The organism is Prochlorococcus sp. MIT 0604 (assembly GCF_000757845.1).
Classification (GTDB): domain Bacteria; phylum Cyanobacteriota; class Cyanobacteriia; order PCC-6307; family Cyanobiaceae; genus Prochlorococcus_A.
On sequence record NZ_CP007753.1, the window covers coordinates 43,013 to 60,655 of the forward strand.

Sequence of the window (17,643 nt, forward strand, 5' to 3'; positions counted from 1 at the left end):
TTGATTAATGGGAAAAGAAACTTATCTAATAGAAGAATATTGGCATGACGAGGTAACTGCTTTTGGTACGGCGTTCGGCATTTTAGGCGAGAGAGAAACACCAAAAGATGATTTCTGTGAATCAACTGACTTTAATAATCTAGAGAGTTCCTTACCTCCAGATACCATTAAAGTTGCAACTTTTGTGTACAAAGAATACTCCACAAAAAAAATAAATTTTTATGTTTGCTCATTCCCGGAACCACATCCACATTATTCATATTCTCTCTTCTCAATAATGTGGAGTAGAGATAATCTCTGGGAATTAAATCCTTGGTACTGTTGTTCTGTAAAATCTGATCAACCTCAACCATCTTTACATAAAGAAGCAGCAAATTGGATGTTAAAAGAAATGACTACTAAAGGTTGTGCTATTGCTCCGTTAGACGTCTTCAAAAAAGGAAAATTAGAGATATTGATTTAAGCATCTTTTATTAATTATTAATTTTTATATGACCATATCCACCCTTTAAGACTCTCGAGCATTTCAATTCTTTTTTTAGAAATTTTTTTATTTTTATATGCTGTTCGCTGGTTTTGGGACCATCTTCCAAGAGATGAATTCTTTGGAGGTTTTTTATCTCCATTTTTATTTTTATATTCTTTGAACTCATCAAATTTACTTTGCCATTGTTCCTCTAATCGATCCCAACTAAAACCAATACTTTCAAGTAAATCAGACTTTTCTTTAGACATTTTATTTTTGCTAAAAGATAGTCTTTGTGTACTAACCCAACTTCCTAATGGACCACTATTTGCAGAAGGATTTACATGTCCATTTTTTTTCTTATATTCCTTTAACTCATCAAATTTACTTTGCCATTCTTCCTCATAAGGATTCCATACGAAACCAATACCATCTAATAAATCTTTTCTATCTTTTGAAATTGATTTTTCTCTTCTTTGATTTAGAACCCAAACTCCTAAAGCACCAAAACTTTTTGGAGGATTTACATGTCCATTTTTTTTCTTATATTCCTTTAACTCTTCAAATTTTCTTTGCCATTCTTCTTCTTTTATATCCCAGATAAAACCAATACTATTTAATAACTTCACTCTATCTTTGGGCATAGATTTCTCTTTAAATATTCTTCTTTGCGTAGTAACCCAACCTCCAAGAGAACCAAATCTTACTGGAGGATTTAAATGTCCATTTTTTTTCTTATATTCCTTTAACTCCTCAAATTTACTTTGCCATTCTTCTTCTTTTATATCCCAGATAAAACCAATACTTTCAAGTAATTGTATTCTTGGATAAGACAGTTCTTTTTGTTGAAATGTATATCTTTGGGTTCCGACCCAACTTCCTAAAGCACCTGTTCTTCTAGGAGGATTTACATGTCCATTTTTTTTCTTATATTCCTTTAACTCTTCAAATTTTCTTTGCCATTCTTCTTCTTTTATATCCCAGATAAAACCAATACTATTTAATAAGTTTTCCCTATCTTTATTTAAGATACCTTGATTTAAATTGGTTCTTTGTGTCTTTGCCCATTTAATCAAAGAGGGATATTCCTTTTTAGGAGGATTTAAATGTCCATTGTTTTTCTTGTATTCCTTTAACTCTTCAAATTTACTGCGCCATGCTTCTTCGTAAGGGTCCCATACAAAACCAATACTATTTAATAAATTTATCCTTTCTCTTTTTAGTTGATGCCTTTTAAATTCCACTTTTTGTGTGCTTGTCCATTGACCCAGTGAAGAGTGATATGTGGGAGGATCCATATTATTATTTTGTTCTTTATAATTTTTTAGTTCACCAAATTTTTCTAACCAATCATCAGACGTATTTTGAATCAATATCGTTTGCAATTTGTTTATAAAATGTACAGAAACTTTTTTAGGTAAATCAATAATTATTTTTCTAATACCTTTGCTAATGGTTCCTCTAGTTGCTGCTTTTCCTAAATTGATACGAAGAGAATCAATCTCTTCCATTAGAGAATCATCTTGAGATTTCAAAGCAAGAATTATCTTCCATACGCTTGAGAACTTACTTGCAAGAACTTGGTCATTTATATTTTCATAAATCTGAGAAAGATAAACAGGAATCACGATTGTTCCAAAGGTTTTATTTTCACTTTTACGAATTGCTCTTCCTACTGCCTGAATAATATCTATCTGACTTTGTTTTGGATCAATAAAAGCAATCCCATCAAGATTAGGAACATCAACTCCTTCAGACAGACATCTTGCATTAGTCAGTATTATTCTTTCACCTTTGCTTAGATTTTTTAATCGATTGATCCTTTTATTTCTTTCTGAACTACTCATTTCACCTGAAACGTGTTCAGAACAAATTACTTGCGTAGATTGTCCTGCACTATGCATCCATTTATTTACTTTTTTATGGTCTTCAGCAAAGTATTTTGCACCTTTAACTAATCCATGAAAAGTAATTACTCTTTGCAGGTTATATTCATTAGTTGCTTTTGCAAGAGCAATATGAGAAGCAAGAGTTTCAGCATCTGTCTTTAATTCATTATTACCAATTTCTACAAGATCTCTATTCTCAATCTGATCTCTAATCATTTGATCATCTACACCGACAACCACGACCTGATAGTCAGAAAGTAAATCCTTTTTAATTGCTTCTGAAAATTTAATTTGATAAAGAACCTCTCCAAATACTGAATGGTCATCCATTGATGCCACTTCAATTTCTTTTTTGGATGCACTTTTCTTTAATTGTTTTGAGAGAACTCTTGGAGTAGCAGTCAAGAAGAGTCTTTTCTGGGATTTAATTTTGTTTTCATCAAGGACACATCCAAAAGCATCAGAAACTTTCCCTGCACATCTGTGTGCTTCATCGGCAATAACTAAGTCAAAAGGACTGGTATCGTGATGTTCCTGTGCTTCAACAATTAATGGTGCAGATTGATAAGTAGAAAAAACAACTTTTGAACCACTCTCATCTAAGAAATTTTTAATTTCTAAAGTTTCACTTGTAACTGGCACTCCAATTTCAGAAGTATTTGAGATCCATTCATCTTCAGATTTATCTTTTGCAACTGACTGATCGGAGCAAACACATATCCATTTGAAAGATTCATTTGCTTCTGCATTCCACTCTTTCAGAATTTGAGACAGAAGACTTAAAGATGGAACTAAAACTAAAACTTGTTCTGCATTTATTTTTTCTTTTATCCATAACGATGTAAGAGTTTTACCAGTTCCACATGCCATAAGAACTTGACCACGATCTGCCGTTTTTATTCCTTCAGATACTTTTTCGATTGCTTCGATTTGATGTGGTCTTGGTTTTTTCTTTTCTTTTCTTTTGCCTTGATTTAGATCATCCATCGAAGATGGAAATTCAATTTCAGATTGTCTGAACTGTTCTAGTAAAAAACAGACAACTTGCTTCTCCTGACGATTAATTACTTGTTGAGCATTCTTTCCAATTCCATCAGTACTTGCAATTAATAATCTCCCATCAATTTTTGAGTCACTCGATTCACTTAAAAAACTATCTATTTCTGATTTTTTAATATCATTATTTGGTGCAACACATTTAGATTGAACTGCCCAAGTCTTTCCGTTCTTATGAGTAAAAACTAAATCGATTCCGCAATCGGCACCCCATCTCCTTGGATAATCGTTCCACAACCAAACTTCATCAATCTGACTTGACCATGTTGGATCAGTCTTTAGAAACCACTTAATAAATTTTTCAAACTGCTTTCCTCTAACCCCGACATCAGGATCCAAAGAAGCATAAAATTCATCAAAGGTTGCCAAGATGTTTTAAGAGGAATTATCTTTCTGTCAATTTTAAATACCCTGTCAATTAATGATGATTTCTCTACAAAAATGTATTAAACTGCCAATATCCTCCAGATTGCCTGCTATGACTGGGTTACACGTGGGTTACACGTGAAGAAATCTGTCTTATTCTTCCCTCAAATCAACTGATATGACTATGTTTCTGGCAGTACAATTTCCTCGTACTATAGAGTGGGAATAAACGGATTTTAAGAACTCAGCTATAACTTGAATTTATCGGTTTTACGTGAGAATTAGTCAAGATGATGGTTATTTCATGGCAGTGCTTTTGGGCGATAAAATATAGGGCGGTTTTACGTGGGTTTTACGTTGCTTTTATTCTCCGTCTCTTAAGAGAAATCATAGAGTTTTAAATTTCTCTACACCTTGTATTCAAGATTTTATTAAGCAGCAAGATTTCTATACCTTGTAAATTGCGGTTCAAATAATAATTTAACTGTTCCTAAAGGACCATTTCTGTGCTTACAAGTAATTATTTCAGCAATTCCTCTATCTTCAGTTTCTGGATTGTAATATTCATCTCTATAGATCATGGTAATAATATCTGAATACACTTCAAGAGGTTCAAAGTCTCTGATATCACTAAGTATTGGTCTTTTATTTCTTCTTTTCTCTACATCCTTACTAAGTTGAGAAATAACAATGACAGGAACATTTAGTTCCTCTGCCATCTTCTTAAGACTCTTTGCTAATTTCAATAAATACTCTTGCCTATTAGAAACATCTGATAAAGGCAAGTAATCAAGTAATTGGACATAATCAAGAATTACAAGTCCCAAACTTTTTTTTGTCGATTCCTCTTTAATTTTTTGGCAGATTGATTGCATCTCTTGAATGGAACTTATTGGTTTATCGGTGATATGCAAAGGTAATTTACTCAAATAATTAATTCCTTCATCCAATGCAAACCATTCATCTTGTTGTAATCTGCCTGTTCTTAATCGCCCAGATTCAATTCCTAATTCCATTGACAAAAGTCGATTAGATATTTGTTCCTTACTAATTTCTAAATGAAAAAGGCAAATAGGAAGATTTTGAGTCTTAGCGACATTCAACGCGATATTTAAAGAAAATGATGTCTTGCCCATTGCAGGTCTTCCACCAAGAACGATCAGCCCCCCTCGGGGAAGTCCTTGAGTCATTGCATCGTAATCATTAAAAGATACTGGAATTCCAGAGTCACAAGTATTACCAAGAGCGAGATTTTTAATTTCTTCAAATTTGGTACTTAAAATATCTCCAATAACTTTTGTTCGATCATTAATGCTTTCTTCACTCATTCTTATTTTTTTAGGGAAACTTATATAAGCGAACTTAGAAGAAAATGCAAATTAAGTTTCTTAAAGAAATTTGATTTACTTTTAAATAAAACTTGTTATGGTCGTGTTTTAATTGTTTGTCGCAAATTTATCTTGGATAATAAAATAACTATGTTTGTTAAAGGTAGTTTGTTGTCAGTTTGTTTTGGCAATTATTTACTCTCTCTATAGAGAATTCGTAATCTGAATTTAAAAATTATTGCTTTTAGAGAATATCTTTGTATCTCTCATTTATTTTTAAAATTTTTATAGCAGGTGTAAGCATATCTTTGTAGTTCTGCCATCCTCCAATAGATTTAGAATTAATTGGTGAACGAATTTCAACATTACTTGCTGTTAGAACCGATCTTTTATTTAATTGAGGCGATAAGTAAGTTTCTTGCCATTCCCATTTTAACCAAGCGATCATATTTTTAATTATCTTTTTTGGATTAATTACTAATAAATCGTAATTCAAATCATAAATATTTGAACTAAACCTTTTTTTATATTCTTGCATTGTTAGTTCTTGGTCTAAATAAACTTTTGCGCAATCTTTTAATGATGAAGAATATGAGTTGCCTCTAGCAAAATTTGCTCTTGTAATAGAGAGAATATTATCTAGGGGATGTCTAAAACAATGAATAATTTTAGCGTTAGGCATATTATTCAAAATAACTCCCAAATATTGATAGTTATACAACCATTTATTAGTAGTAATTTTAAAATTCCCTTTAAGATTTTTTATTTCTTGAAAATATATTTCACTTAAAGATTTATTTTGATCTTTTTTTTTGTTGATAAGAAATGCTTTTTCGAGTAGGTTGATTTCTCCAAGATCTGTTACTTTATTATTCATACTCAAGATTGATTCAACTAATGTTGATCCGCACCTAGGCATACCTACTATGAAAATGCTTTCTGGACTTTTCACCTCTTGATTTTGTATTAATTTTTCTCTTTCAGATTCAATAAGCAAATTTTTAGATTTTGTGATTAAATATTCTGCGTTTGATTTATAAGTCTCAAGCTTTAAGTTATTCGCTAATTTAAGATTTTGAGTGCTTTTTTTGTAATTTTTTTCTCTATGTAATATGTTCGCTCTTGCGAAATAAATATCGATTTTTTCAATATTGTTTAACTTTTTTAAAATATTTTTTGAAAAAAGATTTTTTTTCCAATTTAAGTCTTTTTTTGAATATTTTAATGAAGAAAGAGAAAAATATGCTCTTGCAAAATTAGATTTTAGTTCAATTGCTTTTAGAAATGATAATTCTGCATCTTTCAGTTTTCCTAAGTCTTTTAGAATGCTGCCAAGATTAAAATGTAATTCGGCAAAATCAGGTTTTAGATCAATTGCCTTGCGATATGATAATTCTGTATCTTTCAGTTTTCCTAGATCTCTTAAAATAGTTCCATAGTTGGAGTGGAATTCCGCTACTTCAGGTTTGAGTTTTATTGCTTTTTGGTATGCCAATTCTGCATTTTTTAGTTTTCCTAAACCTTTTAATATATCCCCGTAATTTGCAAATAATTGTGGATCATTAAAACCGTTATTTAAAAGAAAATTGTAGTTTTTGATTGCATCAGAAATCTTTCCTGCAGAATGTAATTTTAATGCTTCATTAAAAACTGCCTTAAAAGACTGCATTGAATTTTTACTGTTACTTTTTTTTGATTTATCTTTATCTCCAAAACTATTCATTTTAAATATTGAGTTTATTATTTTTTATACTAGTATCATTAAAAATATAAATAAAATAATTTCATCAATATATCAAATTTATCAATGAGACTACTGAGTGAAAGTAAGTTAAAAAATTTTCAAAAAGATTTAAGACTTTTATTTTATGTAAGTAATATTTTTAAATGAGATATTAATCATAATGAGCAATATTATTAAATTAAGTAGATCTACTGTTGAGAAATATCTTAGTTGTCCGAGATGTTGTGTGCTCGACAAAAAATATCAAATAAAACCACCATCGCTTCCATTTACTTTAAATATAGCTGTTGATAATTTATGTAAAAATGAATTTGATTACTATAGAAAAATTCAAGAAGCGCATCCTTTATTTATTAAACATGGTATTAATGCTGTTCCTTTTAAACATAAAGACTTAGAACGTTGGAGAAGTAATTTTCAAGGGTTAAGATATCAGTCAATTGAACATAATTATGATTTTGGTGGAGCTGTGGATGATATTTGGCAGAAAAAAAATGGTGATCTTATTGTAGTTGATGTAAAAGCAACATCTAAGAATAATTTTGATTGGTCTGAGACTTTTAATAAATACGAATATGCAAAAGCTTATAAGAGACAATTAGAAATGTATCAGTGGTTATTAAAAAAAAACGGTTTTCAAGTAGCTAAAGAAGCTTATCTTTTATATTTCAATGGAAAGAAAAATGAGGAGTTATTTAATAATCAACTAAATTTTGATGTACATCTAATTAAATTAGATTGTTCTACTTCTTGGGTAGAAAATAAGATAATTGATACTGTCAATTTATTACGTTCGGATAATTTCCCCAAGCCTTCCTTAAATTGTGAATACTGTAATTATTTAAAGAAGCGTTGGCGGTTATCTAGAACTTAATATTCATAAGATAATTTTTTATATATCTGGAAAAATAGTCAATAAAAGATAATCTTTAATTAGATTATTAATTAAGGGCTTTGATAAAATCGAAAAATTCTGAAAGTAAGATAACTAATCATCTTCAACAAGATGTAGTAAAAGTATCTGGCAAAACAATTTTTATAAATCCTTTTTTATATTGGCGGAGATTTGACGAAAATACTAATAGATGGCTTAGAGAACCTGGTCAAATGTCAGAAGACCAAATTTCACCTAACAGGAAACGTTTTTTTCCAGAAATAGAGTGGGCTGATTTAAGTCATGAGCAAAAGCTGATAAAAGATGCAACTGTTGAGATGTTTTTAAAAACTCTTGAATTGATAAGTACATTTCATCCTTATCTAAGTGCAGGACAATTATTAGAAGTGGAGAGAAAAATGGCCATTACAAAAAAGATTCCTTTCGAAAAGTGGGTAACAAAAGCCTTCGCTAAAAAAACTAGATTATTAGAAAATGAAAAAAGAAAATTTCAAAGAGAGCGATTTATTAGTGGCTGGAGGGAATGGTTTAATCTTGTAAATACTCAACAAGCCATTTTGCCGCTAATAGTCACAATATTTATTTCTTCATTTATTGGATGGTCTTTAGGGATATCAAAGAATAGTTGTAATCCTTATTTTGAACAAAATATAGATCAATCAAATTAATTTTTTTGATATTTTTTTAGTATCTAAGTTAATATAATTTTGAAAAAATAAATTTCTTATCTAATATTATATTAGATGGAATAATTGCTTAAAAAAGTATAAGTTTTATGGGTGAAAATTTGAATTCAAAAAATATTGAAAATGATGAGTTTAATCTGAAAACTAACGATAATGATTATCAAGATTTAATTACTAGACTTAAAGAGATAAAATTAACCATTGCTCTATTGGAAAAAACAAAATTTAAATAATTTTTATATTTTTGATAAAAGCAAGTCTTAGTAAAAAAAATATTTCATTAAAAAGACAACCACTCGTCTTACTTATTTTTTCTTCTATTTCCTTTTTATTGATTCTATTTAGGTTAATTTTTTTACAACTTTTAAATAATGAATCTTTTAAAAAGATGTCAGATGAGAATAGGATTAGACTTATTGCTTCACAGCCAATACGCGGAAGAATACTAGATAAAAATGGTTATGTTTTAGCAGATAGTAGAGTTAAATATTCTTTAATAACAAAGCCCCAATCTGTTAACAAAAGTAATTGGGAAAAACATAAATCAAGCATTTCTAATTTGTTAAATATTGATAGTAATGTAATTCAAGAAAAATATGCTGATGGTCTAGAAAATCAAAAACTCTCAGTAACTATTCTTGATGATTTAAATGTAGGTCAATTAATAAAATTCAAGGAAAATGAAGGTAATTTAATTAGTTTTGAAATAGCAACCAAATTAATTAGAAATTATCCTTATAAATCCCTTGCTGCGCATGTAATTGGTTATACTCAGCCCATTACTGAATCAGAATATAAATTCTTATCTAAGAAGGGTTATAAATTAAATGATTTAATAGGAAGAACAGGAATTGAATATGTTTATGAAGATTTTATAAGAGGTGAATGGGGTGGAGAAATAGTTGAAGTCAATTCATTAGGAAAATTTCAAAGATCATTGGGTACAAGACCTCCAGCACAAGGTAAAGATATTGAACTAACAATCGATCTAAATCTGCAACTAGTTGCTGAGGAAGTTCTTAAAGACAAAAAAGCTGGAGCGATAATCGTTATGGATCCTAGAGATGGTGCAATAAGAGCAATGGTAAGTAGACCTAATTTTGATTTGAATTTTTTTTCAAAGGATTTTAAGCCTGAGAAAGAATACAATAATATATTTAATTCTGCTGAAAAACCTCTTTTTAATAGAGCATTAAATGCTTATGATCCAGGAAGTGTTTGGAAAATCGTAACTGCTTTAGCGGGGTTGGAAAGTGGGAAATTTCCTAGAGGTACCATGTTAGAGACGAAACCATGTATAACTTATGGGAGTCAATGTTTTAGAGAGCATAATGATTTAGGCTTTGGAGTAATAGGTTACGAAGATGCTTTAAGAGTTTCTAGTAATACATTTTTTTATCAAGTAGGTTATGGAGTAGGAGTTGATGAAATTCATAAGGTCTCTCGAAAACTTGGTTTTAATTCTTTATCTGGAATTGAAATTTCTGAACAAGAAAATATAGGATTAGTAGCTAGTAGTGAATGGGCTAAAGAAGGTCGAGGGTGGGGGCAACCGGGAAGAACACCTTGGGTTCCAGAAGATATTGCGAGTATGTCTATTGGACAATTTGTTGTACAAGTAACTCCAATTCAAATAGCTAGAGCATATGCAGCTATTGCTAATGGAGGTTACCTAGTTACTCCACATTTGACTAAAAAAAATGTAGAAAGTCGATTAGATAAAAAACGTATTTCAATTGAGATTGATCCACAAAATATTCAATTGATAAAAAATGGTCTCAGGAAAGTAGTAGAGTCTGGTACAGGAGTATCAATTAATTATGGAGTTTCAAATTTACCTCCAGTATCAGGTAAAACAGGAACTGCTGAAGATGGTGAAGGTGGCTCAGATCATGCTTGGTTCGTTTGCTTTGCCCCTTCGGAAAAGAGTGAGTTGCTTATAGTCGCTTTTGCACAAAATACTCCTGGTGGAGGTTCAGTTCATGCACTTCCTATGGCGAAAGAAATTCTAAAAGTTTGGAATAAAAATAATTGATAAGAAGTTTTAATTACAAATTCTTATGTTTTTATTTTTTTCATTTGCAGAAGTCTTTGAATAATATCTTGAATAGTTTTTGTATCTATAGGTTTGCTATATGAGGACAAAAGTTGTCTTCCTAATACTTGACTTCCTAAATGCACTAATTGAATGCGTAATGAGGTCAGCAGTTCTAACCCTATGCCTCCAGAAAATGTTGCAATTGCAATCGGTTGACCATTAAATAAATTCCTAAAGTCATCTCCCGAAATAGAAAGCCATGCTATAAAGTTGGAGAGAATGGGTGGTATTGATCCATTATATTCAGGTGCACAAATCACCCATCTTTCAATCTTGAAAAGCTTTTTTTTTAATTCTTTTATTTCATTTGGAATATTTTCTTTGCCGTGAATTCTTGGATTAAATAATGGAATATCAAGAGTGGTAAGATCTAAAATTTCAGCACTTATTTTAAGTTCATTACTTTTTTCAAGAAAATTTTCAGAAAGTTCTAGATTTTTACCACAACTAGCTGTAATGATTATAAGATCTTTTGTTTCAGTCATAAATTAGAAAAAATAAATTTAATAGTTAGCGCCTGTTTTGCGGTGATGAACTGCTGTTAGACTATCGGATTTTAGTATATTACCGTGTAGTACTTCGGCGTAAATTAGCCAATGATCTCCGCATTCCATTCTGTCTTTTACAGAAGCATCTAGCCATGCGAGTGACTCAGGAATGATTATCTGTTGATTAGGAGTTAATTCAATACTTATTCCTTCAAATCTATCTTCTCCAGGTGCAAAGGGCTTTGTAAATCTTTTTAAAGGTTCTTTAAAATCTTTTTCGCTAAGAATATTTAATGCAAATGAATCTCCTATTTGCAGAAGAGACTCTACCGATCTATCTTTGGCTACCGCAATACTCAGCCCGGGCGGAGAAAAACTTGCTTGACTAACCCAAGATGCAAGCATAGCTCCTTTAATATTATTCTCATCTTTGCCTTTAGAGGCTGTTAGGACACAAAGTGAACCAATTACTCTTCCAAGAGCTTGTAGCTTTGGATCCGTTTTGCTTGTAATCATTCCAGTATCAGATTGTCTGGGTTTTTTCTTTGCTTTTTTTATTATTTTTCTTCCAAAATGAGTTCCTATTTCTTCTAGCTCTTTAATTTTTGGTTTATTTGGGCTGAATTTAATCCTTATAGGGTCAAAACTAAACTTAAAACCACCGTCTTTTAATTTTGATTCAAGTAAATCTATAGCTTCGCCGCTCCAGCCAAAACTACCAAAAATTCCGACTGGCTTATCTCTATTACCTTCTGCTAACAATGTTCCTAGAGCACTAACTATTGGAGTTGGGGCGTGACCACCCAATGTGGGTGAGCCTATTAGATATCCATCAGCATTTTGTATAGATTTTACAAGTACATCATTTGGTGTAAATTCACAATTAATACTTTCAACTTCTACGGAGGTTCTATTAATCCCTTTAGCCAATGCATCTCCTATTGAGGCTGTGTTTCCATATGCACTTGCATATATCAGAGCGATCTTAGGATTATTTGTTGTGAGATTCTCTCCCCACCTAATATAGTCATTTAAAAAGCTTTTAAAGCTATATTCGATCGCGGGACCATGTAATGGTGCAATAGTTTTAATGTCATAGTCTGCAATTTTTTCAGTTATTGATACTACTTGGTTAGACATTGGTGCCATCAAGCAATCATAAAAATGTTTCCTATCAATTTCTGTACTAACTCGATTTGTTTCAGACCAATCAGCAGAAGCAATGTGAGCGGAGAAAATTTTTTCGCTAAGCAATATTTCTTGATTTCGTTCATAAATTATCAGGCCACCAGGCCAACGTGCTGTTGGAATAGGAATTAACTCTAGTGAAATGTTATCTAATTCTAAATTAAGTTCTTTTTTGATTATGTTGATTTCAGGTAATTGAATTTCAATAAAGTTTTCTAAGGTAGGATTTCTTTGATTCCAAAGTTCGCTAATAAGTTTATAACCTGGATTAGAGCAAGTGATAGTTGTATTGTGAAATTGGGTACTTATATTTTTTATAGTTTCAATAATTTGGGGATTAATATGACCAGAAATGAAGTTGATTTTATCTAATGTATATTGATCGCGAAACCTAGAAATTACTTTATTAAATGAATTTAAATATTGTTTCTCAGGTGGATGAATAATAAAAAGTTCCTCATGACTTCTAATGAAAAAAGTATTAAAAGAGGTTCCTCTTTCCAAGTTAAATTCAAGTTCAAATCTTTCTTTATTTTGGTCTAAGAATCTCACACAAGAAAAATTTCCGGTAATTTTAAATTCTGATAAGTTTTGATTTTCTGCAAGTAATCTTATATTAATATCTGACATTTTAAAGAATTATTTTCTAATAGTGGTTAGTGACTTTCTAGTGATACCAAGGGGTGATATGCACTTTCAACGGATTTTCAACTATCGACCAGAACATTTAATTCTTGGAAAACCGTTTTGTATCAGTTGATTATACCTAGTAATAAAGAATTATGGATAATTATATTTTTGCTCTATGGAATTTGTAGAAATTTGTTTATTTAAAATTAAATAGTGATTTAGATTACTAAATAATGATTTAAGTAGATTAGTAACTTAATTTGATTCTTTTTTTTGGACGAGATTGATATTCATAGATTGGCAAAATTCTAGTATTTGTAATCCACTCAATTGTTTTTAATCTTTTTCTTGATACTTTGTACCTCGAAATAGTTTCATCTCGATTTTTTGCTAACTCAATAACAAAATAAGGAACTGATTCATAGGTCCACGCTTCTAATTCATGGAGGAATTCTGTGTCAGATAATTCCTTATAATTTTCGTTAATTAATTCTACTAGAGAGTCTTCAATCTCAATTCCAAAGGGTATTCCATCTTTCTGCAAGTAATGAATAATTTCATGTGTTAAAGAAATACACATCGAATCAATATCATAAAAGTAATCTCCATTGATAATTATGTAATTATTTTTTTCGTTGTATTGAGCAACATATTTTTCAGACTCTGTTGTGTTTTTAATGATAAATAAGTCTATTTTCTTATCTATTATTAATTGCATTAATGCGCATAATTCTTCGAAAGTTCTATTGTTAGAAAATCTGGTAGTTTTTTTTAAATTTTCTAGAAGTTCAAAAAAATCCTGTAAATCTTTAATATGCCAATTTACCTTATCTTTAAATTTATTTAATTTGGTTTTTGACGAAAAATATCTACCACAAGATTGACTAAAAATATTTTCTAAATGATTAATTTGACTTCGTAATCCATATTCATCACTAATAAAATCTACTTTTTTAAAGTTAATAATCGCAGTCTTCTCAAAATCTTCAAATTTAAATTGACTAAACTTTTTTTCTAATAAAAATAAACGATTAATGTTTTGGTCGATAAATGGAAAGTTTGCGTTAGTTTTTTTTATTTTTTTAAAAATCCTAATGGCATCTTTAAACTGTTTTTTTGTTGTAAGAATCTCCCCTTGTAAAAATAAAAACTTTTCATCTTTATTTTTAATTTTTAAGGTTTTTTCAATTAGGTAATCGTATTCTTCTTGTTTCCCAAGGTAAGTTGCTAGATTTATTTGAATTTTAAAATATTCCGCATCTTCTGAAAAAATAAGAACTCCGATCATATATTTAAATGCTTCACTTAGTTGACCTTGGATTATTTTTAACTTTGCCAGATTAAAACAGATTTTCTCGTACTCTTTGTCATAGTATTCTGGATCCTGAATAAGATCCTTAAATTTAGTCCAGTATTGAATGGCAGATTTATAATCACCTACTTTTTCATATACTTTTGCTTGCAATTCAAGAATATCAAATTTTTTTTCTATAGATTCCTCTTTATCCCCTAAATTTAATCGGTTGAATTTATCTTCTAATTTTATTGAGAATGAAAGATCTTTAAGTGCATCATTACAATGGTTTAAATGATATTTGCATAGACCTCTGTAATAAAAAATACTAGAAAAATATTCAATACTTTCATCTTCATATTTCATATTTCGAGTTATTTTTTCGTATATTTCTAATGCTTTTTGATAATTTTTTTCTTCAATAAAAGCAAATCCTTGTTCTGATATTTCTAAAACTTTTTTAACCTGCGCAAAAGATCTGATCTTTAGTGAAGCACAAGTTTCTAAGTTTATTTGTTGCAATTTTTCTTGTTCTTCTATCCTTTTTTGCTTTACCTTTTCATATTCTTTTTGTTTGAAATTTTCAAATGCCTCTTTTGCATCTACAAAATCATAATAATAATAAATTGTTTTTTCATCGAAGTCTAATTCCATTGCTTTGCAAAGATCTTCATTCGCTTTATGTAAATTTCCAAGTTTTTCATGAATTCTTCCTCTTAACGCTAAATATTTACCGTTATTAGGATTCAAATTAATTGCTTGATTTATATTTTGAAAGCGTTCTTCTGCACTTAATTTCCAATACTTATCAAACTTTATTTCTGTTAATGAACACCAGTAATATAAAAAATCATTTCGAGGAAAAAATTTATTTTCAGTATTTAATTTAATTGCAGAATTAAAGTCTTGATATGCATCTCTGTAGTAATCATCTGCCCATTCTGGACTAACAGGACCTTTACTTTTTGTTTGAGTGACATGAAAAAAATTAGATAATCCTCGATAATAATGAGTCTTAAATTCAGAGGGATATAATTTCAGAGATTTTTCAAAGGAATTCATTGCTTCCCAAAATGACCCACTTTCAAATTCTTTCAAACCTTGCTCAAAGAAAAAGTCGTTTTCATTTTTAGATTTATTTACCATTCTTTTAAATTAAAATTTCGGAAATTTTGAAATTTATTAATCCCTTTTATTAAGTAAATTTGTTTTTATTAGTAGAAATTATAAAGAATTTTCCATTTCTTAGATATTTTAAAATCATAAAAGATTTTATTTAAAAAGTATCGGAATTATAAGTATTCCTAAACCGGCAACAAGAAAACCTAGAGGAGGAAAAATTGCAATAAGAAGACCGCAAAAAAGACAGAAAATCCAAAGTAGAATATTTCCAAACTTTTCTAATTTAGTAGATTCGTGTATGTGAATACTGGGTGGTTGAGGTTTTACGAATAAGTGATCTCTGTTAAAAGTTTTTTCATTTGAATTCCTAGACATTTAATTATCTATAAGTTAATAAACATTTTTTGAATTATAAGAAGTAAAAAATAAATGGCATTATTACATATCCATGTTGAGATCAATTTTCAACGGATTTTCAACTATAAATCAAAAAAAACTTAGTTATAACTTGAATCTATATTTTTTTCAACTGAATTTAAAAGTATAATTTTTTTATTTGAACTTAGTGATACCAATGGATTTTAAGTCTTTAGATGCTAAATCATTTCTAATAGTGATTAGCAACTTTTCTGTGATGAACTGCTGTCTTGCATGTTAAGTCAGAAACATTACCATTTTCAACAATTCCGTAAATTATCCAATGGTCTGGAGTTTCCAGTCTTGAACTGACTTTACAATCTAAAAAGGCGAGTGAATCTGAGAGGACTGGTCCTCCTTCAGCGATATTGCTAATTACATCTACATCTGCAAATCTATCAGCTCCAGGGGCAAATCTTTTTAAAAAATGTCTGAACATTTTTTGATAGTTATCTTCTCTCAAGATATTCACAACAAAACCTTTCCCAACTTGCATATATGATTCAATAGCTCTATCTTTTGCTACTGCAACTGTAATACCTGGCGGAGAAAAGCTTGCTTGACTAACCCAACTTGCGACCATTGCACTTTGTCTAAATGTCGAACCTTCCCCTTGGCTCGCTGTTACGACATACAATCCTCCACTTAATCTACCTAACGCTTTATCTAAATTAGAATCAAGGCTCTTCATAGAGGCAATATTTTTCTTTTTATTGATCAATTGACCTAAGTCAGTTCCAGCTTCTTCGAATTGTTGATAAACAATGGGATCTGGAATATTTTTGACTCTTAAGGGGGAGAAAGCTTCTTTTTGGCCAAGTTCTCTTAATTTATTTGCTAAGGAATCTATTGGTTCATCATTTCCACCAAATGCATCATAGACTGCTGTAAATTGTTTTGGTTTAAGTGCTGCAAATAAAGTACCGAGAGATTCTTTTAATTCATTATCTGAATCCACTGGCCATGTGGGAATTACTACTGCTTTTGATTCGGAAATTAAACTTGTTAATTCTTGCGGGTCAGAAGATCTTAAATCAATTAATTGAACCTGTGCATCTGCTTTACTTATTCCATGTGATATCGCTTGACTTAGTCGATCACAATAACCATAGTCGCTTATATAGCAGACTGATACAAAATCATTACCTTTGCTTTTATTGCTACTCCATTCTAGATATTTCCCTTTCCAAAAATTGACTTGATTATGTAACAAAGGCCCATGTCCAACAGCAATTGTTTTTAACTCAGGTAGTTTATCTATTCTTTTAATTGCCTGCATAACGCTTCTAGCGTTTGGACCCATAAGGCAATCGTAATAAAACCGGAAATCATCGTATATTTCTTTTTGATCGGTGTCAAAAAATTCTTCAGAACAATAATGGAGTCCAAATGCATCGCATGTGTAGAGAACATGTGTTCCGTGATCATATGAAAATATGGTATCTGGCCAATGTAAATTTGGTGCACTTATGAATTCAATATTATGTTCTAAACCACTATTAGGATTAGTTCCAAGATTTAAAAACTCTCCACTTTTAACCTCTAGACGCTTAAAGGGAATATGTATTTGGTCTTCAATAAATTTAAGGGCTAATTTTGATCCAACTACTGTGATATTTTCGTTTAATTCTAAAAGATTACCTATTAAACCAGAATGATCAGGTTCTGTATGGCTTGTAATTAAATAATCAACTTCTTGTGGATTTACCTTTTTCAGTAATTCTTCAAACCATAATTCTTCGAACTTTGCATGACTAGTATCAATTATTGCTAGTTTCTCGCCTTTAATAATAAAACTATTGTAAGTAGTTCCGTTTCTTAAACCAAATTCAATATCAAATCTACTGCGATCCCAATCCAAAGATCTTATGGCACAAGAATCATCGGAAAAGTTTTGAGATTGAACCGTCAACTTGTTTTTAGTTTGTGCCAATTTAGAATTACTTGTCTGGGCAGAGGCTATCATAGAATAATTA

The 17,643-nt window shown here is 30.3% G+C and carries 13 protein-coding genes; 5 read left to right on the top strand and 8 right to left on the bottom strand.

The features are described from left to right. The first annotated feature begins 7 nt into the window (after positions 1-7). Complete coding sequence (locus EW14_RS00220) at positions 8-463, top strand: hypothetical protein (RefSeq protein WP_042849521.1); 456 nt, start codon at positions 8-10, stop codon at positions 461-463. A 17-nt stretch (positions 464-480) separates the two neighbouring features. Here the strand turns inward: EW14_RS00220 and EW14_RS00225 are convergent, their stop codons facing one another. The 3 genes from EW14_RS00225 to EW14_RS00235 all read right to left on the bottom strand — a co-directional run bounded on the left by EW14_RS00225 (position 481) and on the right by EW14_RS00235 (position 6,828). Beyond that, positions 481-3,780 (bottom strand): DEAD/DEAH box helicase, encoded by a 3,300-nt coding sequence (locus tag EW14_RS00225; protein ID WP_071840786.1) that lies wholly within the window; start codon positions 3,778-3,780, stop codon positions 481-483. Positions 3,781-4,208: 428 nt separating this feature from the next. Beyond that, positions 4,209-5,105: a DnaB-like helicase C-terminal domain-containing protein gene (locus EW14_RS00230; RefSeq protein WP_052044728.1), complete on the bottom strand. Its 897-nt coding sequence runs from the start codon at positions 5,103-5,105 to the stop codon at positions 4,209-4,211. Positions 5,106-5,349: 244 nt separating this feature from the next. Continuing rightward, positions 5,350-6,828, bottom strand: coding sequence for a sulfotransferase family protein (locus EW14_RS00235; RefSeq protein ID WP_042849522.1), 1,479 nt, complete (start codon positions 6,826-6,828; stop codon positions 5,350-5,352). A 181-nt stretch (positions 6,829-7,009) separates the two neighbouring features. Between EW14_RS00235 and EW14_RS00240 the strand changes: the two genes are divergently transcribed. From EW14_RS00240 to mrdA, 4 genes are all read left to right on the top strand, one after another. Then, the gene (locus tag EW14_RS00240; protein ID WP_042849523.1) at positions 7,010-7,723 is read left to right on the top strand and encodes a PD-(D/E)XK nuclease family protein; all 714 of its coding nucleotides are present in this window, start codon (positions 7,010-7,012) and stop codon (positions 7,721-7,723) included. Positions 7,724-7,803: 80 nt separating this feature from the next. Beyond that, complete coding sequence (locus EW14_RS00245) at positions 7,804-8,412, top strand: hypothetical protein (protein WP_042849524.1); 609 nt, start codon at positions 7,804-7,806, stop codon at positions 8,410-8,412. A gap of 107 nt (positions 8,413-8,519) precedes the next feature. Further along, on the top strand, positions 8,520-8,663 hold the full coding sequence (locus EW14_RS10145) for a hypothetical protein (RefSeq protein WP_197049594.1): 144 nt from the start codon (positions 8,520-8,522) through the stop codon (positions 8,661-8,663). Between the two features lie 11 nt (positions 8,664-8,674). Then, on the top strand, positions 8,675-10,465 hold the full coding sequence (mrdA, locus tag EW14_RS00250; protein WP_071840787.1) for a penicillin-binding protein 2: 1,791 nt from the start codon (positions 8,675-8,677) through the stop codon (positions 10,463-10,465). Positions 10,466-10,488: 23 nt separating this feature from the next. Here mrdA and EW14_RS00255 read toward each other — a convergent pair whose 3' ends face one another. From EW14_RS00255 to EW14_RS00275, 5 genes are all read right to left on the bottom strand, one after another. Then, the gene (locus tag EW14_RS00255; RefSeq protein ID WP_042849525.1) at positions 10,489-11,013 is read right to left on the bottom strand and encodes an NAD(P)H-dependent oxidoreductase; all 525 of its coding nucleotides are present in this window, start codon (positions 11,011-11,013) and stop codon (positions 10,489-10,491) included. Positions 11,014-11,031: 18 nt separating this feature from the next. Beyond that, positions 11,032-12,834, bottom strand: coding sequence for a diflavin flavoprotein (locus EW14_RS00260; RefSeq protein ID WP_042849526.1), 1,803 nt, complete (start codon positions 12,832-12,834; stop codon positions 11,032-11,034). Between the two features lie 247 nt (positions 12,835-13,081). Beyond that, complete coding sequence (locus EW14_RS00265) at positions 13,082-15,274, bottom strand: hypothetical protein (protein WP_042849527.1); 2,193 nt, start codon at positions 15,272-15,274, stop codon at positions 13,082-13,084. Between the two features lie 126 nt (positions 15,275-15,400). Further along, positions 15,401-15,625, bottom strand: coding sequence for a hypothetical protein (locus EW14_RS00270; RefSeq protein WP_042849528.1), 225 nt, complete (start codon positions 15,623-15,625; stop codon positions 15,401-15,403). A 232-nt stretch (positions 15,626-15,857) separates the two neighbouring features. After that, positions 15,858-17,633, bottom strand: a complete 1,776-nt coding sequence (locus EW14_RS00275; protein ID WP_042849529.1) for a diflavin flavoprotein — start codon at positions 17,631-17,633, stop codon at positions 15,858-15,860. Positions 17,634-17,643 lie beyond the last annotated feature (10 nt).

Bases quoted from the DNA above. Each gene is read 5' to 3' on its own strand.
- EW14_RS00220 (WP_042849521.1), top strand. From the start codon at position 8: ATGGGAAAAGAAACTTATCTAATAGAAGAATATTGGCATGACGAGGTA.
- EW14_RS00230 (WP_052044728.1), bottom strand. From the start codon at position 5,105: ATGAGTGAAGAAAGCATTAATGATCGAACAAAAGTTATTGGAGATATT.
- EW14_RS00235 (WP_042849522.1), bottom strand. From the start codon at position 6,828: ATGAATAGTTTTGGAGATAAAGATAAATCAAAAAAAAGTAACAGTAAA.
- EW14_RS00240 (WP_042849523.1), top strand. From the start codon at position 7,010: ATGAGCAATATTATTAAATTAAGTAGATCTACTGTTGAGAAATATCTT.
- EW14_RS10145 (WP_197049594.1), top strand. From the start codon at position 8,520: ATGGGTGAAAATTTGAATTCAAAAAATATTGAAAATGATGAGTTTAAT.
- EW14_RS00255 (WP_042849525.1), bottom strand. From the start codon at position 11,013: ATGACTGAAACAAAAGATCTTATAATCATTACAGCTAGTTGTGGTAAA.
- EW14_RS00260 (WP_042849526.1), bottom strand. From the start codon at position 12,834: ATGTCAGATATTAATATAAGATTACTTGCAGAAAATCAAAACTTATCA.
- EW14_RS00265 (WP_042849527.1), bottom strand. From the start codon at position 15,274: ATGGTAAATAAATCTAAAAATGAAAACGACTTTTTCTTTGAGCAAGGT.
- EW14_RS00270 (WP_042849528.1), bottom strand. From the start codon at position 15,625: ATGTCTAGGAATTCAAATGAAAAAACTTTTAACAGAGATCACTTATTC.
- EW14_RS00275 (WP_042849529.1), bottom strand. From the start codon at position 17,633: ATGATAGCCTCTGCCCAGACAAGTAATTCTAAATTGGCACAAACTAAA.